Source organism: Terrimicrobium sacchariphilum (genome assembly GCF_001613545.1).
Classification (GTDB): Bacteria; Verrucomicrobiota; Verrucomicrobiia; order Chthoniobacterales; family Terrimicrobiaceae; genus Terrimicrobium; species Terrimicrobium sacchariphilum.
The window spans coordinates 1103847-1123879 of record NZ_BDCO01000002.1; the positions used below are offsets into that span (position 1 = coordinate 1103847).

General features: G+C 62.7%; 14 protein-coding genes. 6 read left to right on the forward strand and 8 right to left on the reverse strand.

Annotated features, from left to right (window positions below; genetic code table 11):
• Positions 1-21 precede the first annotated feature (21 nt).
• Positions 22-1134 carry a GntR family transcriptional regulator gene (locus TSACC_RS05515; protein WP_084400215.1) on the forward strand — a complete coding sequence of 371 codons (1113 nt, stop codon included), beginning with the start codon at positions 22-24 and terminating at the stop codon, positions 1132-1134.
• Here TSACC_RS05515 and TSACC_RS05520 read toward each other — a convergent pair.
• Genes TSACC_RS05520 through TSACC_RS05550 form a run of 7 tightly spaced genes read right to left on the reverse strand, consistent with a single transcriptional unit; the run spans position 1131 to position 10905 of the window.
• Positions 1131-2099 (reverse strand): Gfo/Idh/MocA family protein, encoded by a 969-nt coding sequence (locus tag TSACC_RS05520; RefSeq protein ID WP_075078391.1) that lies wholly within the window; start codon positions 2097-2099, stop codon positions 1131-1133. The two genes, TSACC_RS05515 and TSACC_RS05520, sit on opposite strands and share 4 nt — an antisense overlap.
• Positions 2087-4987 (reverse strand): hypothetical protein, encoded by a 2901-nt coding sequence (locus tag TSACC_RS05525; RefSeq protein WP_075078392.1) that lies wholly within the window; start codon positions 4985-4987, stop codon positions 2087-2089. The genes TSACC_RS05520 and TSACC_RS05525 overlap by 13 nt, the downstream gene beginning before the upstream one ends.
• Complete coding sequence (locus tag TSACC_RS05530; protein WP_153811301.1) at positions 4984-5643, reverse strand: hypothetical protein; 660 nt, start codon at positions 5641-5643, stop codon at positions 4984-4986. The genes TSACC_RS05525 and TSACC_RS05530 overlap by 4 nt, the downstream gene beginning before the upstream one ends.
• Complete coding sequence (locus TSACC_RS21700) at positions 5637-9026, reverse strand: hypothetical protein (RefSeq protein WP_075078394.1); 3390 nt, start codon at positions 9024-9026, stop codon at positions 5637-5639. The genes TSACC_RS05530 and TSACC_RS21700 overlap by 7 nt, the downstream gene beginning before the upstream one ends.
• Positions 9023-9814: a PulJ/GspJ family protein gene (locus tag TSACC_RS05540; RefSeq protein WP_075078395.1), complete on the reverse strand. Its 792-nt coding sequence runs from the start codon at positions 9812-9814 to the stop codon at positions 9023-9025. The genes TSACC_RS21700 and TSACC_RS05540 overlap by 4 nt, the downstream gene beginning before the upstream one ends.
• Positions 9811-10257 carry a type IV pilus modification PilV family protein gene (locus tag TSACC_RS05545; RefSeq protein WP_075078396.1) on the reverse strand — a complete coding sequence of 149 codons (447 nt, stop codon included), beginning with the start codon at positions 10255-10257 and terminating at the stop codon, positions 9811-9813. Before TSACC_RS05545 ends, TSACC_RS05540 begins: the two co-directional genes overlap by 4 nt.
• A 6-nt stretch (positions 10258-10263) precedes the next feature.
• Positions 10264-10905 carry a hypothetical protein gene (locus tag TSACC_RS05550; RefSeq protein WP_153811302.1) on the reverse strand — a complete coding sequence of 214 codons (642 nt, stop codon included), beginning with the start codon at positions 10903-10905 and terminating at the stop codon, positions 10264-10266.
• A gap of 102 nt (positions 10906-11007) precedes the next feature.
• Between TSACC_RS05550 and TSACC_RS05555 the strand changes: the two genes are divergently transcribed.
• The 3 genes from TSACC_RS05555 (at position 11008) to TSACC_RS05565 (ending at position 15026) form a co-directional block, all read left to right on the forward strand.
• Positions 11008-12987 (forward strand): sodium:solute symporter family protein, encoded by a 1980-nt coding sequence (locus TSACC_RS05555; RefSeq protein WP_075078398.1) that lies wholly within the window; start codon positions 11008-11010, stop codon positions 12985-12987.
• A 285-nt stretch (positions 12988-13272) separates the two neighbouring features.
• Positions 13273-14058: a GDSL-type esterase/lipase family protein gene (locus tag TSACC_RS05560; RefSeq protein ID WP_169809540.1), complete on the forward strand. Its 786-nt coding sequence runs from the start codon at positions 13273-13275 to the stop codon at positions 14056-14058.
• Between the two features lie 5 nt (positions 14059-14063).
• A complete protein-coding gene (locus TSACC_RS05565) occupies positions 14064-15026 on the forward strand; it encodes a dihydrodipicolinate synthase family protein (protein ID WP_075078400.1) in 963 nt (320 codons plus the stop codon).
• A 106-nt stretch (positions 15027-15132) separates the two neighbouring features.
• Here the strand turns inward: TSACC_RS05565 and TSACC_RS05570 are convergent, their stop codons facing one another.
• Entirely contained in the window at positions 15133-16998 is a 1866-nt protein-coding gene (locus tag TSACC_RS05570; protein WP_075078401.1) for a substrate-binding domain-containing protein, read from the reverse strand.
• A 300-nt stretch (positions 16999-17298) separates the two neighbouring features.
• On the opposite strand from TSACC_RS05570, the gene TSACC_RS05575 reads away from it, so the two are divergent.
• Both TSACC_RS05575 and TSACC_RS05580 read left to right on the forward strand, forming a co-directional pair.
• Positions 17299-18792 (forward strand): autotransporter-associated beta strand repeat-containing protein, encoded by a 1494-nt coding sequence (locus TSACC_RS05575; RefSeq protein WP_237763904.1) that lies wholly within the window; start codon positions 17299-17301, stop codon positions 18790-18792.
• A 33-nt stretch (positions 18793-18825) separates the two neighbouring features.
• On the forward strand, positions 18826-20025 hold the full coding sequence (locus tag TSACC_RS05580) for a sialidase family protein (protein WP_075078403.1): 1200 nt from the start codon (positions 18826-18828) through the stop codon (positions 20023-20025).
• The last annotated feature ends 8 nt before the right edge of the window (positions 20026-20033 follow it).

Below are 20033 nucleotides of genomic sequence, written 5' to 3' on the forward strand. Positions count from 1 at the left end.
TCGGAGTATTCTGCCGCATTCATGGCTAGACCAGCCCTTCGGAATTCATCGAACAGCTTGAGCCTGACTCTGGCAGCGCAGGATCTCAAACAGCCCCTTCACGTGCGCGTCAGGCAGATCTTGCGTGAACGCATTTTGAAGAATTTCCAGCACGGCGAGAGATTCTATTCCGAGCGTGAGTTGATCCAGAGCCTCGGGGTTTCGCAGCCGACGATCCGGCGCGCGCTCACCGATCTCGCCGGGGAGGGGTATTTGATTCCCGACCCGCGCCGGGGATTTTTCGTCCAGCACCATGCCGAGACACGCTACGTCGGCCTCATACGCCCGTCGTGGAAGGCCGTTTCCTATTCCGACGAGGACGTGGCGTATTCGGTGGTCTGCCGGGAGTTGAATTACCAGTTCATCCCTCATGACATGCACAAGGGCGATTCCGTGGATGCACTCATGGCATCTCTCACGCGGAAGGCGACCGAGGAGCGCATCCTCCTGGCCGGGCATACCGTGGAGGTCACTCTGGAACTCAGCAAACGGCTGCAGGCCGAGGGGTATCGCCATCTCGTCGTAGGTTCGCTCGTTCCCGGCATCTCGGGCAGTTCGCTCTCCATCGATCACGATGTGGAGACCGACCTCATCCTCGATCATTTGCTGAGCCTCGGCCACGAGCGCATTGTTTTCATGGTCAATGAGCCGCGTATGCTGCTCATCACCAGCCTTCGCGCCGAGACCATCCAGCGAAAGCTGAAGGAGCGCAAACTGCCCCATGTGCAGGTCGTTTTTTGCGATACGAAGAACTGGGAGAGCTCGTTCCAGGCGGCTCACAAAAAGGCGCACGAGTTGCTCCGCGGCAAGACTCCACCCACGGCGATCGTGCCACTCTCCGGCGTGGGCGCCTGGGCCGTACTGCGCTACGCCGTGCAAAACCGTATCGACGTCCCGGGGAAGCTCTCGCTCGTCAGCTTCGATCCGATGATCAATTCCGACATCCTGCCGATCGCGATGACGGAGCTGACCTTCTCCCAGGTCGCCCGGGCGCGTACCGCCATCGATTTGCTCTGGTCCGACACGACGATTCCCGCCCACATCAAGGTGACTCCGTCCCTGAGCGTGCGGGAAACGACCGGGCCGGCGCGTTAGCGGCAGGTCACCAGCCTCGCCCCCGCCTTGGCGCGGAGCACCGTGCGCGTGGCCTGACATTCTTCATCCTCGGCGACGGGTTCTGGAGTTTCGCGCAGGATGCGATCGAGCAGCACGGAGAGTTCCTGTGGCGCTGGAGCGAGATCGGTGAGGGGACCCAGATCGTTCTCACCGATGACCAGGCGTGTACGTGTGCCGGAGTCCGTCGCCTCGACAAACCCGAGATTGCCCCAGATGCGCAGCTCCTCGTGTCCCCAGTGTCCAAACCCGCGCTGGCTGGCATAGTTGACCGTCGCGGTGGCGAGCGCGCCGCCGGCAAGGCTCATGGTGACGACGACGGCACTCCGCAGGTCCCCGCGGCCGGTCAGGCCCGTTTGCGTTTCCTCCGCGCGCACATCGAGCGCCGCCAGGCCGGTGCACTGTGTGATGTAGCGCACTGCGTGAATGCCCACCTGGAGCAGCAGCCCGCCATCGATCGCCTCGTCGCCCGGCCTCCCCGCGTGATTCGGATAGGACTTTTGGGCATAGACCTGGACGATGTCGCCGAGCACGCCGGAGCGGACGATTTCGCGGATGCGCCAATACGGCTGTGCATATATCGTGCCGCTCATCTCGCGGAAAACCCTGCCGCTGGCCCGGCTCGCCGCGAGGATGCGATCGAGATCCCGCTCGTCGAGCGCGCAGGGCTTTTCCGCATAGACATGACGACCGGAGCGGAGGCAGGCGATGGCCTCCTCCGCCTGCTGGGCGCGGATGGGTGAGCAAAGCGAGACCAGCTCGACCCGGGGATCGTCGAGCAGCGAGGCGAGGGAGGCATGCTCGATCGCGCCGGGGGCGAGTGTGCGGACAGCCTCGCGGGCCGTCTCGTCCAGCATCGCATGGGCGACGATCTCCGCCTCCGCGGAGTCCTGGAGCTGGTGATGGATCTGGTGACCGTTCGAGCCGTAAAGTCCTATTCCGAGCATTGAACGGTGAGATGGCGGCGGGTGCGGCAGTTGTGAACGGTGAGCCGGCCTGCCGGGGTGGTTTCCAGTTTCATGTCAAAGTCTTCGGACCGGGCGCTCATCCCGCCCGCGATGTCCACCACATCCAGCGAGGGGCTGCTTTCCACCGTGAGCAAATAGGCGACCGGGCGATCATGAGAGAAGTCCCCTCGGATCTCCCGGGTCTCGTATGGCGCTCCTTCCTTGGTGGAGCGATCGCGTCCCGGCATTTCCCGGAGTGCGAGGGAGGAGTGAATACGGAGATAATCGCCCGCGCCTGGCGATGGGCCCCGGCCGAGAACCACCGGCGCATCCGCAGGCACGTGAAACCTCACCACCTGCGGGAGTGTGGTGGTCGAGCGATCGACCAGGAGAAAACTCCGTGCGCTCAGTTGCACCGCCAGCCGCCAATGGGTCACCGGCCGCTGCAGGGCAAAGTAATCCTGCCCCGGCGTTTGCGCCATGCACACCGGCGTGCGGGCCAGGGCATACGGGTAGGCTCCCTCCGCATCGTGCTCCGTGATCCAGCCCCGATTGAACTGCCAGAGATAGTTCAGCGGGTGAATGTCGCGCAGGCTCCATCGGCTGTGGCCATCGGCTCGCACCTTGCGCGGGCCGTTCTCCTGTGGGTAGCTGAAGGCGGAGTCGACGATCCAGGCCCGCCCGGCCGTGAAGAGCTGGATGCTCGCCTCGTCGTTGTGATGATGCGCCCACGCCTGGCCGCAGCGCAGCACCAGCAGCGAGGGGTCGGCCTCCGTCCGGAAAAAATACCCCAGCCCCTGCACGTATTCATTTTGACGTGGGGGAGGCAGGGGATCGACCGGGAGGGAATCGACGCCGCCCATCTCGCGATAAGCCCAGGCAAGCTGCCCGGCCAGCGTGGCATCATGCGGGACGAGCGCCCGGACGAGGCTGCGGTACACCGGGAGATACAGCTCTCTTTCGACGCCATGATCGCCCAGGGCCACCGTGTGGGCATTGCCCCCGAAGCTGGCATCGCGGGGGGCCAGTGTTTTCAGGAGCGAGGCTGCGATGCGATGAAAGGAGGGGTTGGCAAATCCCTCCTCCACGCCATCATCGCGCCGCCGCATCAAGGTCGGGAGCACGGTCCAGAGCACGTGGTGAAAGTAGGTGTGACTTTCCTCCCACACGCCGCTCGCGGGATAGACATGGTACTCGAGCTGCCTCTTCCACATCGTTCCGAACCGCTCGCGCCATGCGCCCGCGTCGGGATGTCGGTGAAAGACCTGCGCTCCCATGCCGCCGACATTGAAGATGTCTGTGAAGAAATTCTGGTTCGCCATGCCCGCAAAGGATGGCTCCAGCGTGAGCGAGGCGTCTTCCGTCGTCATCGCCGCCCGCCCCGGATAATAGCTCTCCCGATGGAAGAGCTGGATGAGAAAGGCAAACCAGCCACGCGCACGCCGGTTCTCCGCCTCCGTGACCTCACCCGATGCGACGAGGCGCTCCCAGTCCTCCATGTACGGCGCGAGCTTCCGGCTCACCACGGCATTGGTATAAGCTGCTCCCGACCCTTCCCAGAACCCGAAGACCCGCGCCTCCAGGAAGTCGAGGATACCGCGGGCGGGCGTCGATGCCGGTTGGTCGTGTTGCGCCTTTGCGGCCTCCTGGGGCCAGTCCCAGGTGAGGGCGAGTTGATCCTGCAGGGGAAAGAGTCCCCGCTGGATCGAGATTTGCCGCAGTCGGCTTTGCTGACGCCGATAGCGGGGTCGGTCGGGCTTGTCCTCGAAGTGCCCGAGCGGGTCGGCCGGGCCTTCCTCGAGCGGACGCAGGGCGCTCTCTGGCGCCAGCATCAGGGCAAAGGAGCGCTTGCCGGAGTACAGCCATCCCTCGACGTTCATATGGGCATCGCTGCGATGGGCGGAGCGCAGTGGGACGCTCTCCGGCGAGGGCGTGGCGTCTGCCTTCGCATCGGCAGGCACGAGCCTGCGGCTTTCCGGATCATCCTGCCACCAGCGGCGGGTCCACGCCTCCAGGAAGTTGTGCGAGTTCCCCCGCCAGCCGCCGCCATCGAGGGTGACGAAGCCGATGGCATCGCCTCCAGTCGCGAGGGCAAACCCATCGACGAAGTCCATGAGCTGCGAGTATTGCGTCCAGCAGGCCAGTCGGGCGATACGCCGGTCATAGGAATAGTGCAGATGCTCGCGGGCATGGGCCGCGGTGGAGTCGAGCCGGAGAAAATCCCTGGGCAGATCCTCCGACGTGAAATCCCACACGATCTGGTCGCCGCTCCCGGCCTCAAATGCTTCGTCGACCCTCACATGGTCGGCAGCCGCATCGAAGGTGAGGGTCGCTTCGTGGAATCCTGTCAAGCCGATGGGCGTGCGATGCCGTATCACCGTGCGAATGGGACCGCTCTCCACGATCTCCACGGCGGCCTCGCCTGCTTCCCCGCGGGTGTCGAGAAATGTGGTGCCCCGCCAGGGCCCGGCGCCGATGCGCACTCCTGCGATCGGTCCGCGCGCGAATGGCCCGACTGGATCACCGCTCGCCGGACGCGGTACCCGGACCGCATGCAGCCCGTTTGAAATCTCGATGAACCGTTCGCCGGTTTCCATCGCGACCGCATGCGCGGGCACTGGAGGCGCGGTCGCCTCAGCCTGCAGGGCGAGCTCGTCCCCCGCGTTGACGGCGACCAGCAGGTAGACCTCGTCCTCCCTTTGCCGCGAGCGCTGCGCGGGCAGGCGGCGGCCGGATTCCGCATCGCGGAAGTGAAATACCTCCGGGAAATCTTCAGCCTCGGAGAAGGAAATACGGAGAACCTGTTCCTCATGGGAAAGGCCGGTCGTCTCGCGGATGATGAGACGATTCTGCCTGTCGCGAGGCAGGTGGAGCGGCGGCGTGCTCATTGCGGGCGTCCCGCCCATGCGTTTTGGACTTCTTCCATGCGTTTCTGAAACCGGGGGGGCAGCTCCAGCGCCTTCGCGGGAGGCTCCTTGTAGGTGTAGGTCACTTTCACGGTCGGCGATTCAAAGACGACCGGGAGACCCGTGTCCGCGTCGAGCCAGGCGACATTTTCGCCGAGCCGAAAGACCAGGCACTTTTGCTTGCCCACGACAGCCTCTCCGGCAGATGCGGCTTCCTTGATCCAGCCCAGCTCCTCAAAGTCTCCCTGGTTCTCCGCCTGGTACAGGTCCATGCCGGGCGCATAGACGGCGACATGATCGGGAGCGGCTTCATTGATTGAAAACCGCATCTGCCCGGCCCGCCATTTCTCCCATCGCGACCCATCGGTCATTCGCACCTTTTCCCTGCGGATCGCTCCGGTTTGCTCGAGATCCACCGTCTGGGGGCGGGGAAACATCGCGAGAAACTCCGCCGCAGCCTGGACCTCCTGGGATTCCTTCGAGTGGTCGGCGGCTTTGTAGGTGAAGCGCTTTTCGAGCGCGAACGACCCCGGGAGCCGGGGAATCCTTGGCGCGGGCGTCGTTGCAGCGTCTTCTCCGTGCAGGCTGAGAATGGCGGCTGCAACGCACAGGGTGACAATGAGCAAAGGTCTTACCATTCGAAAACAGGCTCCAGGTTTTGATCGATCACCTCTCCGGTGAAGCGGTCTATGGCGACATGCAGCCAGTAGCGGCGCTCTCCCTCCACGAGGAAATCATTCAGGTTCGCCGCATTGGGCTTGAAGCGCCCGGCCTGGGCGATGACATCGATCATCAGGTTCCACGTGCGGGTGGAGGTCGTTCCCGCGAGGGCACGGATCATGGCTTCGCGCTGGGCCTTGTTCCCGGGATTGGCTGTCGTGACGGAGGTATCCTGCGGAAAGGCCTGCGGCAGTTCGGAGATATTGACAAACGGCCCCTGGCTCTGGATGCGCGTGGCGATGGCCTGCGCGAGCTTCTGGATGTCGGCGGCGCTCGATAGCTGGGCGTCGACGTTCTGAGGATTGGAGGCATTGAACGTCCGCACCGCGCCGGAGAGGAGCGATTTCAGCACCGGCTCGGGTGCGGAGTTGATATTGACTTTGCCTGCCACCACGGCGGGCGGGAACTTGCTGTCCCTGGGTGTTTCCGGCCCGATGCAAAAGAGGTCGAGCAGGGCAGAGTCGGCGCTGTTCGTGCTGATGAGATTGAGGGTCTTCCAGGGATCGTCGCGGAAGGCAAAGCCGATCTCCCCGACGCTTTGAAACGGACGATCCAGGACGAGCGGACGCTGGCCGGTCGCCCCGGCGGGAAGCGGATCTGCCCCCGCCCAGCCCGCGGCGTCGCCCACGCGGCGGATGGCGTCGCGGTCCGTGTAGTAGGAGGGTGCGGAGGTGGCGCTGTTGTTCACCCAGTTGCTCCAGAGAGTCGGACTCTTGGGGAAGCGCGGTCCCACCGGTGCGGACGTGTCGATCGGATTGACCGCATAGGTCTCCGCCGTGGTCAGGCTTTTCCGCGACGGCATGTTGAGCCGGGCGGTGCGCGGATCAAGGAGGGCGGTCACCCAGGCATCCTGGTAGTCCTTGAGCGGGACGATGTTTTTGTTGTTGAGAGCGCCTGCGCCGAGCTTGGACCAGCCGGGATCGGTTGGTTCCATATAGGGATCGCCTCGTCCATCACGGCTCGGGATGAATCCCCGCAGCACCTGATAGGTGCGCCACGTCCCGGCACTTTCCTCATACTGAAGCTCGACGACCAGCGGTTTCACCCAGGTGTAGTTGGCGGCGCGGTAGCTGGCATCCGCCGGGAGCGGGGAGGGGGTGGCGGCGTTGCGCAGAGGCTTGCACTCGATCACCTTGTCCTCGTGTTCCGGGCTGAATGACCATCCCATGTAGATGCCCGCGCGATCCCATCCCAGGCTGGTCTTGATCCGTCCGTTGGGGTCGTTGAGATTCTCCCCGCCACTCGAGTCGCTCGTGAACGACTTGTCGTAGGTGAGTCTCTGAGGCTCGGCAAAACGATTCGTGTAATCGGCGATGTTGAACGCGATCCATGCGGGTCCTGCCGTATTCGCACCGTAGACCGACGAGCTGATTGCGCCGGGCCGGAAGACCCTCGCGCTATAGCTGGTCGGCCCTGCTGCGGGCGTGCCGAAGATCTTGGGAATCCCTTCGCCGCTGGTGATGGCGAGCCGGAGCCGGGCCGGACCCGTGGCCGGGGCGATGGCCGCGTTCTGGTGTGGGTTCCACAGCGCGGCCGTGATCCAGCGATGGACGTAGGCCTGATAGGTGTTGGGCGAGACGACGCCCCCCGGGGGCGGCCTCAGCGCGGTATCGGCGAGAGCGTTGATGTAGGGGAGATTTTCCACCCCGTAAAAGGACTCGCCGTTCAGGATGATCTCCGTCGGGTAGCCGTCCGTATCGGCCTGGTCGATGAGGTTCGCCCCGATCTGCATGATCTGGTACTTCTCCTGTCCATTGACCAGTTTGCCGTCCTTGTCGGAGCGCACCAGCGGGCTTTCCCAGGTCATCGCGTTGAGCCGGTAGTATTCTCCGCCCGTCGACGACCCGGGCGTAAGCGGATTTCCCGAGGCCAGGCCCAGGCTGCCCTGGAGGATGCCAGCCTGCAATATCTCGAAAAAGTCAGGTTCCCGGTTCTGGCTGGCGACCTCTTCCAGCGTCAGGATGCGGCCAGGTTGACCGTGATCGTAAACCCACGCACCCGAGGCATTCCGGCGGAGTCCAAAGGTGTTGTAGATGTCGTCGTCCGTCACCCCGGCTGGGCACGTCCCGTCATGCCGCACCCAGCCGAGCTTGCTCAGGTCAAACCGCGAGGCAACCAGCGGCTCCCCCGGTTTCGCCTCGGTCCCGTTCAGCCGTGTGAAGGCGGACTTCACCCGGACATTGGGGAAAAAGCGATTGGCTGCCACCGCGTCGTCGGCCCGGTCCTTGTAGGCATAGATCGAGCTGGCGGAGGTCGAGGTGGAGGAGTCGATACCATCATTGCTTCCGCCCAGGTCCGAGGCATTGTTTCTCGGTCCGAAGCTCGGGGCGTTTTTCTCCCGTGAGAAGGTGGTGAAGTTCTTCAGCAGCGAGGCATCGGCGCTGATCTTGCTTTTCCAGAAGTCGATAAAGTCCTGCCGGCCGATGAAGGCCTGGTCCCCCGCCGCGGTCGTCAGGAATCCCTTCTCTGCCGCATGGTTCTTCAGGTAGTTCGTATAATCGGAAATCGACGCCGCATTACGCCACTCGACCAGGGAGGCGATGTCGCCCGCGCTGAGCCCGACCTGGGAGAGATCGGCATATCCCTGGTTGCCCTTGCGGGCGGAGGCGTTGGCGGAAGTGCTGGCCGGGTATCCTGCCGCCGCCACGTCGAGCAGACCGCCGACATCGTAGATCACATAGGCAAATCTCCCGATGACGTAGCTTTCATTGGTCGCGGAGGCATTGCCCAGTTGGGAGAGCATGGACTGCGCACCCGCGGCATCAGGCAGGAGACCGGAGCGCGTGAGCAGGATCCACGACGGGGTGTTGGTCGTCGTGAAGTTCGTGCCAAATTGCGGCAGCGCCCAGCGGGAGAGGCTGATGTACCGCCCGTTGGCCGACGGGGTGATGGTTGAGTTTCCATTCGCCGCCCTTACCGGACCCGCCGAACTGTACCCCCCGGATGCCGGCCAGAGGCTTGATCCGGCGGCGCTCCATCTCACCAGATTGGTCATGTCGGGCATCGAGCCCATGCGAAAGGGCCTCATCGTCCCATTGGTGCTGGGGTTGAGGATCGTGACCCCGTTGATGGCATTGGTCGACGAACCGCTTGCCATCTCTGCGATCAGATCTCCCGTGATGGACTCCATGGCCGTGAGCGCCACCGTCTGGGCGCGAGCCTGTCCCGCGCTGGAAAAGGAGATCTTTCTCTGGACCAGCGCCCGGTCAAAGTATGCCAGCACCAGCACGGTCAGCAGGACGAGGATGCAAAGCGTGACGACCAGCGCGGCGCCGGTTTTGCTGCGACGCAGGGCTTTCATTCTTCCGTGTAAAAAATGCGTTGATAGATCCTCACCGACCCCGCGACCGGTACCGGGATGCCGACGCTTCCGGGAAAGCCTGCTTCCGAGAGTCGCTTCGTCCATTCCTCCATCGGCGTCTTTGTGCCTTGCGGATCAGGCAGGGCGTCCGCCAGCGCCTTGAGCTGTGCCGGAGTCAAAAGCCCGCGGTTTCGCTCATCCAGCGCGGCGACGGAGAGTACCACTCCGCCCAGCTTGCCTCCATTGAGCTTGCCCGGGGCGGCGCTTGTCCACTGGCCTGTCCGCTTGTCGAGATAGCTGACACTGAAGCGGAAAATGGTCGGACCCAGGGCCTCGTAGGCAGTCTCCTGCGGCGTGCTCGGCATGGCTCCGTTGGTGGAGAATGCGAGTTTGGACGCGGAGCCTCCGTCCCAGTCATATCCCAGCGTGCCGCGCTCGAGGACATGGGAGGAGGGGTTGATGCGATAGGAGACCGTGGCCAGCTTGCGGGTGCCTTCATAGGCGGAGACCCTCCCGAGGAGATTCACCTGGTCGTTGCCATTGATCCGGCTGATCTCCCAGTCGGTATCCGGTCTGCGCACTCGCGAGGACCAGTCAATGCCAAAGCGATCCATGGCCTGCCGGGCATCGCCGAGGGCGTCGAGGCGGTTGTTCTCTCGCGTGGTATTGCGCGAGGTGTCTGTGACGAGCTGGGTGAGGAGGAGCACGAGGATCAGGAACACGGCCAGGGCCACCAGCACCTCGATGAGCGTGAAACCCCGCCCGGGATGGAAATGGGAACCCTTCATGGCGCGATGGCGGCGGTCATCTCCACGGCATTTGCCGCGCTGTTTGTCGAGGCGGGCCACGCGGTGCTCAGATGCAGAAAGGCGGGCTGGCCGAAGCCGCTGGCCGGATACATCGTCGCCGCGACGCGATAGCGGGCTCCCTGCGCCGAGGTGACGATCTGGCCATCCTCCTTGAGGTATAGCTGTTGGGTTTGCCGGGTCGTGGCGTTCAGGGCAGGCAGAGCATAGCGGGCCGACTGCGCGGTGGAGGGAGAGTGGCGGCGATCCGCGATCATGTCTTCCATCAGGGTGATGGCCCGCGTTTCGTCGATCGTGTCGCGGTTGCTTTTCATCGTCATCGGCAGCAGGCCGATGATGGCAATGATGGCAAATGTCGAGATGCCCAGGGCGAGGACCACCTCGACCAGGGAGAAAGCCCTCTCAACCTCACAAGACCGCTCCATGGCACCCTATTGGCGGAATACCTCGGCATGCCCGTTCAGACGGGCGAGCTGGATGCCCGCGACCTCCTGGTTCGGGCCGCTGCTGAGACCGATCAGCACATAACGCAGCGCGCCTGTGCACAAACCCACCTCGCCATTAGGTTTGAACTCCACGGCCTTGAAGGTACTCGCTCCCGATTGCCCGGGCAGCTTCACCTCAAAGGCGTACTGGGACTGGTTGAGCGCGGTGCTGTTCTGCCTGTCCACGCCCGGCAGGCCGGCGACGCCATCGGCATCGATAGTTATATTTCTCAGCGTGGTCGGCTTGATCACCACCCGGGTATTGCCTGCCTGCAAATCCGTGGACTGGCCGCTGCGCGAGGACAGCGCGGTGATGACGAGAGAGGGCACTCCGTCGACCGTCTTTTCGCAAAGACCGAGCCATACAAAAGTATTTTGCGACATCGCCGTGACACGAGCCTCCTCCAGCGCGCCCCTTATGGAAAAGACATTGCGCGTCATGTTCTGCCCGCGCATCAGTCCGCTCACAGCCGGCATCGCCACCCCCGCGAGAGTCGAGATGATGGCTATCACGAGGAGCAGTTCCATAATGGTGACAGCCCGCTGCCGATGCAGGCGGGCAGATGTCGGGGGGCGAGAGCTGACCATGGCGGGGGAATTCATACTCGACTAGGGGAAAAGTAACACGCTCCAATCTGCTTACAAGCACATTTTCTTGAAACAATTCCCGCCGCTCATTATTACCCGCCGATGCACTTCATCGATTGGTTGCTGATCTCCCTTCCCCTCGCAGCGCTGCTTTTCGTGGCGGTGTATACCAGGCGTTACATGAGGGGCGTTACCGACTTTCTGTCCGGTGGCCGCATGGCGGGTCGCTATCTGCTGGCCGTGGCCCGTGGTGAGCAGGGGCTCGGCGCGGTGGTGTTTGTTGCGACCTTTGAGGTGATTTCCAAGTCCGGCTTCGTCCTTGCCTGGTGGGGGTGGCTTAGTATTCCCGTTACACTTATTGTGTCCATCAGCGGATGGGTGATCTATCGCTTCCGCGAGACGCGCGCACTTACGCTCGCGCAGTTTTTCGAGATCCGCTATAGCAAGAACTTCCGCATCTTCACCGGCTTCCTGGGCTTCGCCGCAGGCATGGCAAATTTCGGCATCATTCCCGTCGTGGGGTCCCGCTTCATGACGTATTTCCTCGGGCTGCCGCCGACCTTTCATTTTCACCAGTGGGAAATCCCCACCTACATCCCGCTCATGGCGCTGCTGCTCGGGATCAGCCTCTTCCTCGCGCTCTCGGGCGGATTGATCACCCTTATGATTTCCAACTGCCTGGAGGGCATGATCTCCATGGTCCTCTTTCTCGTGATCATCTGCTTCCTGCTCACGATGTTTAGCTGGAGCGAAATCTCCCAGGTGCTGGAAAACCGCCCGCCGGGCGAGTCGATGCTCAACCCGTTTGATTCCTTCGGGGTTAAGGATTTCAATATCTGGTTTGTCCTAATGGGGCTGTTTAGTGCGGTCTATCGGACGATGGCCTGGCAGAACCAGGGTGCCTACACCGGAGCCGCCATCACGGCCCACGAGTCCCGCATGGGTGGCATCGTCGGCGGCTGGAAGGGAATGGGCAATGGCGCTGTCATCACCCTGCTCGCCGTTTGCGCCCTGACGTTCCTTTCGCATCCCGACTTTGCGACGCAGGCGCAGGCCGTGCGCGCCCAGGTGGCCGAGATCGGGCAGCCGCAGCTGCAGTCGCAGATGACCATTCCCATTACCGTCGTGCACATGCTACCCATCGGGATCAAGGGGCTGCTTTGCATTGTTCTGCTCATGGGCATCTTTGGCGGCGATGGCACGCACCTGCTCTCCTGGGGCAGCCTGTTCATTCAGGACGTGGTGCTGCCCATCAGGAAAAAAGCGTTTACGCCAAGGCAGCACATCCTGCTGCTGCGCTGTTCCATGATCGGCGTTGCGACCTTTGCCTTCATCTTCGGCTGTTTGTTCAGGCAGACCGAGTACGTCATGATGTGGTGGGCTGTCACCGAGGCCATCTACGTCGGCGGTGCCGGTGTCGCCATCATCGGTGGTCTTTACTGGAAGAAGGGCACCACGGCGGGCGCCTGGTCGGGCTTGCTCACCGGCTCGACGCTCGTCACCGGCGGCATCCTGGCGCGACAGATCTGGGGTGCTGACTTTCCGCTCAATGGGGCGCAGATTTCCTTCTTTGGCTCGATCGCGGCCTGCCTTGTTTACGGCATCGTTTCGTGGCTGACCTGCCGGGAGGATTTCAACATGGACAAGATGCTCCATCGGGGGATCTACGCCGTGGAGTCGGAGCAGCAGTTCAAGACACACTCGGAGAAGCGAGTGACCTGGGGCAAGCTCATCGGTCTCGATAACAACTTCACCCGCGGCGACAAGGTGCTCGCCTGTGGCCTCTTTGGCTGGAGCATGCTGTGGTTTGGCGTGTTTATCATCGGGACAGCCTGGAATCTCATCGCGCCCTGGCCAGTCGCCGTCTGGTCGAGCTTCTGGTATGTGGTCTCGATCGGCATTCCCATCTTCTTCGCCTTTGTCACCGCGATCTGGTTCTCCTGGGGCGGCATCCGCGACATGCGCCTGTTCTTCAAGCGCCTCAAGGAGGAAAGCATCGACGTCGCGGATAATGGCATGGTGGTGGATCACCACAACCTGGCCGACCGCGGCATCGACCAGAAGACCCCGGCGGAACGATAGCCCGGTGAATGACCGGTCCGGGGTCGCTGTCGGACCCCGGGGGGTGCGGCGGGTGGTCGCTCGCGGCTGCGGGCTCAGTGCGGGGAGCTTCCTCTTTCCCGGGTGAATCGCCGGGTCCAAAGGAGTGGGTTTTCGCCCGCGTGCGCGGAGCGGAGCGTTTTTTAAAAAAACGTGTGAATAGTTTTGCCTGGGCGACGATTGCGGTACGCGGCGCTGGGGCAATCGCGCTACGTCATGCACTCAGGACGTCTTCCCATGGGTGCGTCTTCCAGCTTCCAGACCATCATGCCACTGCCCATCCCCAGTCCTCTTTCGAAGGCGCTCCTCGTATTGCTCGGAACGATCTCCGGAGCGCTCCCGCTCCTGGCGGAATCACCTGCTCCGGATAACAATGCGATGACCTCGGGTCCAGCTCCGGCGGGCAAACCCTGGGAACCCGCCTGGGGATTCTGGCCCGACTATCCGGCGGACTGGCAGCGGACTCATTGGGGATTTGTGGAAAAGACCAAGGCGGGTGGCTGGGACGTGCTTTTCCTCGGCGACTCGATCACGAAAAACTGGATGCAGCAGGGCCGTCCCGTCTGGGACGCCCATTATGAGCCGCTGCACGCCCTGGATATCGGTATCGGCGGCGACACGACGCGCCAGACGCTCTGGCGCATCGAGCACGGCGCGCTCAATGGAGCGCAGCCCAAGGTCATTGTGCTCATGATCGGGGTCAATAATGTCAACGCCCGTGCCGCCACGGCCGAGGAGATCGCCAAGGGGATCTCGGAAATCCTCGCTCAGATCGAGGCCAGGCTCCCTCAATCCAAAATCCTGCTCCTGAGCGTGCTGCCGGTCGGCAATCCTTCGCTGAATCCGGAAGTCCAGAAGGTCAATGCCCTGCTCCCGAAGCTGGAAGGCGGCAAGGTGCGTTTTCTCGATCTGACCTCCCTTTTCGCCACACCTGACGGAAAGCTGATCCTGGAAAATTACAAACCCGATCAACTCCATCTCCTGGAGCCAGGCTACGTGGCCATCGACAAGGCGCTGTATCCCGTGCTGCTGGAGATGCTGAAAAATTCCTGAACACCATGGCTCTTCCGCATTTTCAAGGCATCTTCCCCCCCCTCGTCACCCCGCTCTCGTCACCGGACAAACTCGACGTCGCAGGATTGGAGCGACTGATCGAGCATGTTCTCTCCGGCGGCGTACACGGACTCTTCATCCTCGGAACGACTGGCGAGGCGCCCAGCCTGGACCATAACCTCCGCAAGGAACTGATCCAGCGTACCTGCCGCCAGGTGCGGGACCGCGTGCCGGTATTGGTCGGCATCACGGACACGGCGATCGTCGAGGCCAAGGAGATGTCGCGCCTCGCGGCGAACTACGGAGCATCCGCCGTGGTGCTCGCGCCTCCCTACTACTTCCCGAACAGCCAGACCGAACTCGTCGAGTACATCGAGCGTCTCGCTCCGGCACTGCCCCTGCCTCTGGTGCTCTACAACATGCCGACGCACACGAAGACGATGTTCGAGCTCGACAGCCTTCAGCGGCTGATGGAGGTGGAAAACATCATCGGCTTCAAGGACAGCTCGGGAAATATGCTGTATTACCATCAGGTGCTTTCCTCGCTCTCCATCCGCCCGGACTGGTCGGTCCTGATGGGACCCGAGGAACTGCTGGGCGAGGCGGTGCTCTTCGGCGGGCATGGTGGCGTGTGCGGTGGGGCAAATCTCTGCCCGCAGCTCTACGTCGACCTGTACGAGGCGGCGAGATGGCGCAACATCGAGCGCGTCCTCGACCTGCACCATCGCGTGATGCGTATTTCCTCAACCATCTATCGCGTGGGCAAGTACGGCTCCTCCTTCATCAAGGGGCTGAAGTGCAGCCTGAGCCTGCTCGGCATCTGCGACGACTTCATGTCGGAGCCGTTTCATCGTTTCTACGACGTCGACCGGGCGAGGCTGCATGAACTGCTCGAGGAACTGGGCGTGACGGTTTCCAATCCTTATCCCGCCTCCGACGATCCCGTTATGACGAGCCTGATGCGCTAGCGCGTATTGGATCAACATCTGCCCGGCGGCGGTGGGAGCCATCCAGGCGCGCCGCCACCATCGCTAATGTCTTTGGCGGCTTCTTTGTATCAATCCCGCCAGAGCCTCAGGGCTTGAGCACCGAAACGCCGAGGATGCCGAGCGTGGTGGACTGCGCCGCGTCTGCCGTCACCTCGATATGGGTGATCGCGCCATCCGGCGATGGGTTGATCCACTCGAGCGTGTAGAGAAAGACATGGCGGCGGATCGCGTCGGCCGAGCCGTCCTCCAGCATCGGCGCGAAGCGGGAGTGCTGGAAATCGAAATGCGGATAGTCCGGCCACCAGTCCTGAATGTTGGCGGTTTGCAGCGCCTGCTTCATCTCACTCGGCGTGATCTCCGGCGGCGGCTTCCCGAGCGAGATGATCGGCACCTCGCCCAGTTTCTTCTTGCCGTTGTAAAACGAGTAGACGGCAAAGCGGTTGAGGAACTTTGAGTAGCCGCAGGCGTGCAGGATGTAGATCGCGCGAGCGGGCTGGTCGATGGGGCACTTCACCTTGGTGGGGAGCTTGCGAGCCTTGCCCACCGAGTTGACCAGCGACTGGAGAACGATCACGCCGCAATCCTTCCGGTTGTTCCCGCCCCTGACCTGAAACGGGATGCCGTGAATGGTATGCCGACCCGGCTTCAGGTTGCGCAGAGGCACGTCGCCCAGCCACCCGCGGCGGAAGTTGATGGGGCGATTGACAAATTCGCTGATGTCGATCGTGGAGAAGCGACTCTCGGGCACGTGCGCGCAGCTGTCGTATGGGCGCAGCCAGGCCATCTCGACATCCGCCTCCAGGCCGGGGTCAAATCCCCGGGTGTCGCTGGATCGGGCGGCCAGCGCGTTCTTGGAAAGCGTGGCGCGGGAACCGGGCGCGAAGGTCGTGGATTCGCGCAGGACGAGCTCCTGCTCGAGTCTCATGACCGAGGGACGAGGCAATATGCCTGTCTGCGCCTTGAGCGCCTGGGCGCGGCGCAGGAGGAAATAGACGGTCTCGTGCAGGAGAGTGATGTCGATGGCGGTCGAGCTGACGGAAGGAGTCGAGACGTGGAGGGCCTTGAAGTCGCCAAGAAAAACCACGGAGAGCCGCGACGGGACCTTTACGCCATTGCGGGAGAGTTCGTCGAGGAAGTGCTGGATGGGGTATTCCTTGTCGGTGTAGACGACGAGGGCCGTGCAGTCCTTCCAGTCCCCCTTGAGCTGACGGGCGAGCTTCTGGATTTCCTCGGGCATCAATTTCATGCCGGAGCCGGGAATGAAGCGATCCTCGGAGGTGGTGAAGCGGTACTTCCGGCACAGCCAGCGCCACTGGGAGAGAACTCCCATGGAGGCCGAGGTGCGAGGCGACAGGGCCAGGAGCGCCATGTCGGTGTGCCCGAGATCCGTCATCTGGCGAAAGATCACCTCGAGGGCCTGGTCGTCGTCGCCGATGACAGAGGAGATATTGCGTACGCGATGGCCCACGCACACGACGGGAATATCCTGGTCTGCCAGCTTCGACGCGACTGTCTCCCACGCGGCGGAGTACGCCTCGGAGGGTGGAGCAAAGACCACGCCGGGGGATCGCTCATGCAGGAGACGCTTGAGGATGGCGACCAGCTCCTCGGTGGAATCCCACGGGTAGATCGTGGCCTGAATGCCCATCTCCTTGGCCACCTTGCGATAGCTCGGCAGATAGATGGACCGGCGCGCGACCACGACATCACACGGATAGAGGCTTTTCTCCGGTGCTCGTTTTCCTGCGATGAAAAGCTTGTATCCCTGCCGGTCGACCATGCCCTGGAGGGCGAGATTGGTCATCGCGCGATTCAGCGCATAGTAGCGGATGCCGAGCTGCCCGCTCAGGATACGAACCGAAGGAAGACGGGATCCCGTGGGCAGGCCGCACGCTCCCAGCCATTCGCGGAGACGGTCCTCAGCCTCTTTGACATCGTGCCCGCAACTCATCCCGATTTTTTAAATATTATGATGAGCATTTGCAAGACACGAGATCGTGAGGGCTGCCATGGTTAGTGATACGAAGTGCCCCGTCAATAGTCCCCGGAACAGCCCCCTGAGTGTGTCAGTCGTCGGCTTCAGGCCGTAAAGCCTCGGCATAGTGTGGGAGCAGGGTGAGGTCCCCGCCTGGGATGGTTCGAAATTTTTAAAAAACCGGCATGTGTTTAGCTAGAGTTCCCGGGATTGCCGTTCCGCGACGAGGTGGAAGGAATTATTCACGCTTTAATCACCTCCACCCCCGAAATGATCATGAAGCACATCGCGACTCTTACTTTGAACAGTGCCGCCACCTGGACCCTGAGGAAGGGAATGACGGCCCTCCTGCTCGCAGGCGTTTGCGGCAGCGCCCTCACGACCGCGCGCGCCGCCAGCTATACCTTCGACGCCAACACCTCGTCCGCCGGAGTCCAGGACGGGGCGGGCACCTGGAACACCACGCTCTCGAACTTTTGGAACGGGACGAGCGATGTTAAGTGGCCTAATCAGGATACCGACGTGGCGGTCTTCGGCGCAGGCGGAGGCGCAGGCACCATGACCATCACGACGGGAACCGTGACGACCAATGGGATCACATTTGGGCCCGTGGCAGCCAACTCTCCCTATGTGATCTCAGGTGGCACGATCACGCTGGCTGGCGCGAACCCAACAATTACCGTGAACACGACCAATGGAGGGACCATCAATTCAACCCTTGTCGGCACCCAGGGTTTCATCAAGGCAGGTACCGGGGGGCTCACGATTGGAGCGACGGCTGATCTCAGCAGCCTTTCAGGAACAATCCGGGTCGACGCCGGGTCGATATTCCTGGCCGCCAACGGCGCCGCGGCAGCGTGGCAGCTCAATTCCAGTTCGGCTACCCTGGGGCTGTCCTCCTACTCGACCGTGAGCATCGGCGAGCTCTCCGGGGTCGCCAATTCAAGCCTTCGCACATCAGGTGGCGCTCCCGTTGGCAGCTATACACCGACAGCGTCGATCGGCGCCCTGAATACAAACTCCACCTTCGCGGGAAAAATCTACGGCACCATCGCGATCACCAAGGTGGGCACAGGAACCCTGACCCTTAGCGGCAGCGGTAATACCTATACCGGAGCCACGATAGTCTCCCAGGGAACGCTCCTGCTCTCCGGCGCGGGGGTGATCTCTTCCAGCAGCCCGTCCGTCGATGTGCAGAGCGGAGCGACGCTCGATGTGTCCGGAGTCACGGGAGGAGTCTATACTTTTGCCGCCGCCCAGCTCCTCAAGGGCGCGGGAACGATCAAGGGCAACTCCATCGTGAGTGGTTCGCTGCAACCGGGCAGTTCGCCGGGCATCCTGAGCTTTACCAACAACCTGACGCTGGCCAATACCACCCAGACCACGATCGACCTCGCCTCGGGAACACGCGGAACGAACTTCGACGGCATCAATGTCGGCGGCGCTTTGGTCTACGATGGCACTCTGACGTTTTCCATCGGAGCGGCTCTGCTGAACGGCACGTATAACATCTTCGACTTCGCCAGCAAGTCGGGCGCCTTCGATCTGCTCGCCTTCAGCGGCGGCGTGTACGCGGGGACATTTGTCTACGACGGCACCGCGCTCTGGACGGCCACCGACACCAATGGCAGCGGTCAATCCTTTACCTTCGACCAGGCCAGCGGCGACCTGACGGTCGTGCCGGAGCCGAACACCTGGACTCTGGCTCTGTTTGGCGCGATCGCCGGGTTGATCCTGATACGTCGCCGCAGGGATGCGGCTAAAGATTGAATTGAACTGCCCTGGGCCAACGATCCATCCTGCATGCAGCAGTCCTTCCAAAAGCCACCGGGAACAGTCATCCGGCATCAGCCTGCCGTCTCCGGCCTCTTCATTGGGTCGCCCAGCATCGCGATCCTGGAGGATGGCACCTATGTTGCGTCGCATGATTTCTTTGGCCCGGGTTCCCGCGAGCACGAGCGTGGCGGCACATTGATCCATCGCAGTACAGATCGCGGCCTCACCTGGAAGCAGGCGGCGGCGATCGAGGGTGCCTTCTGGTCGGGGCTATTCGTACACGACGGCGCACTCTACCTGATGGGGCTGACCTGCCACCACGGTCTGCTGGTCATCCGGAGGAGCGAAAATGGAGGGCGCAGCTGGACCTCGCCGGTCGATGAGCGCTCGGGGCTTTTGACGCCGGAGGGGCAGTATCACACCGCGCCGATGCCGGTGATCATCCACTCCGGCAGGATATGGCGGACCATAGAGGATGCCGGGAGCGGCACGAACTGGGGGCAGCGTTATAATCCGATGCTGATCTCGGCGCCCGTCGGAGCCGATCTGCTGGATCGGGCGAACTGGACCTTTTCCTCCATGCCTGTGCAGTCCCCTGACTGGCTCCAGGGAGCATTTGGCGGCTGGCTCGAGGGCAATGCCGTCACCCTGGACGACGGGCGCATGGCCAACCTCCTGCGTATCCACCATCCTCGGGGAGAAACGGCTGCGCTCGCCATTCTCAATCCGGATGGGCACACCCTGACCTTTCACCCCGACCGTGACATGGTGGAACTGCCGGGAGCCGCGACAAAATTTGCCGTGCGCAAAGACCCCGTTTCCGGAGCATGGTGGACGCTGGCCAACGCCGTGCCGCCCCGCCACGCGCAGGACAAGGACCATCATACCCAGATCCGCAATACGCTGGCTCTCCTGCGCTCGACAGATCTCCGCCACTGGGAGATGCGCTACATCCCTCTTTATCATCCGGACTCTGCACGCCATGGCTTTCAATATGTCGACTGGCTCATCGAGGGCCGCGACCTGGTGTTTGTCAGCCGGACGGCGTGGGAGGATGCCAGCGGCGGCGCGCGCAATGAGCACGATGCCAACTACCTGACGTTTCACCGCATCCGCGACTTCCGCGAGCGCGAACTTACCGACTCCCCGGCGAACCCGTTCCAGCCGGAACCGGACACGCAGCCGGCCGCAGTGGCATCCTTGCAGTTAGCCACGCAGGCCGCCTGAGCCAGGGC

Coding starts and splice junctions, on each gene's coding strand:
- TSACC_RS05515 (WP_084400215.1), top strand. CDS start 22: ATGGCTAGACCAGCCCTTCGGAATTCATCGAACAGCTTGAGCCTGACT.
- TSACC_RS05520 (WP_075078391.1), bottom strand. CDS start 2,099: ATGCTCGGAATAGGACTTTACGGCTCGAACGGTCACCAGATCCATCAC.
- TSACC_RS05525 (WP_075078392.1), bottom strand. CDS start 4,987: ATGAGCACGCCGCCGCTCCACCTGCCTCGCGACAGGCAGAATCGTCTC.
- TSACC_RS05530 (WP_153811301.1), bottom strand. CDS start 5,643: ATGGTAAGACCTTTGCTCATTGTCACCCTGTGCGTTGCAGCCGCCATT.
- TSACC_RS21700 (WP_075078394.1), bottom strand. CDS start 9,026: ATGAAAGCCCTGCGTCGCAGCAAAACCGGCGCCGCGCTGGTCGTCACG.
- TSACC_RS05540 (WP_075078395.1), bottom strand. CDS start 9,814: ATGAAGGGTTCCCATTTCCATCCCGGGCGGGGTTTCACGCTCATCGAG.
- TSACC_RS05545 (WP_075078396.1), bottom strand. CDS start 10,257: ATGGAGCGGTCTTGTGAGGTTGAGAGGGCTTTCTCCCTGGTCGAGGTG.
- TSACC_RS05550 (WP_153811302.1), bottom strand. CDS start 10,905: ATGGTCAGCTCTCGCCCCCCGACATCTGCCCGCCTGCATCGGCAGCGG.
- TSACC_RS05555 (WP_075078398.1), top strand. CDS start 11,008: ATGCACTTCATCGATTGGTTGCTGATCTCCCTTCCCCTCGCAGCGCTG.
- TSACC_RS05560 (WP_169809540.1), top strand. CDS start 13,273: ATGCCACTGCCCATCCCCAGTCCTCTTTCGAAGGCGCTCCTCGTATTG.
- TSACC_RS05565 (WP_075078400.1), top strand. CDS start 14,064: ATGGCTCTTCCGCATTTTCAAGGCATCTTCCCCCCCCTCGTCACCCCG.
- TSACC_RS05570 (WP_075078401.1), bottom strand. CDS start 16,998: ATGAGTTGCGGGCACGATGTCAAAGAGGCTGAGGACCGTCTCCGCGAA.
- TSACC_RS05575 (WP_237763904.1), top strand. CDS start 17,299: ATGAAGCACATCGCGACTCTTACTTTGAACAGTGCCGCCACCTGGACC.
- TSACC_RS05580 (WP_075078403.1), top strand. CDS start 18,826: ATGCAGCAGTCCTTCCAAAAGCCACCGGGAACAGTCATCCGGCATCAG.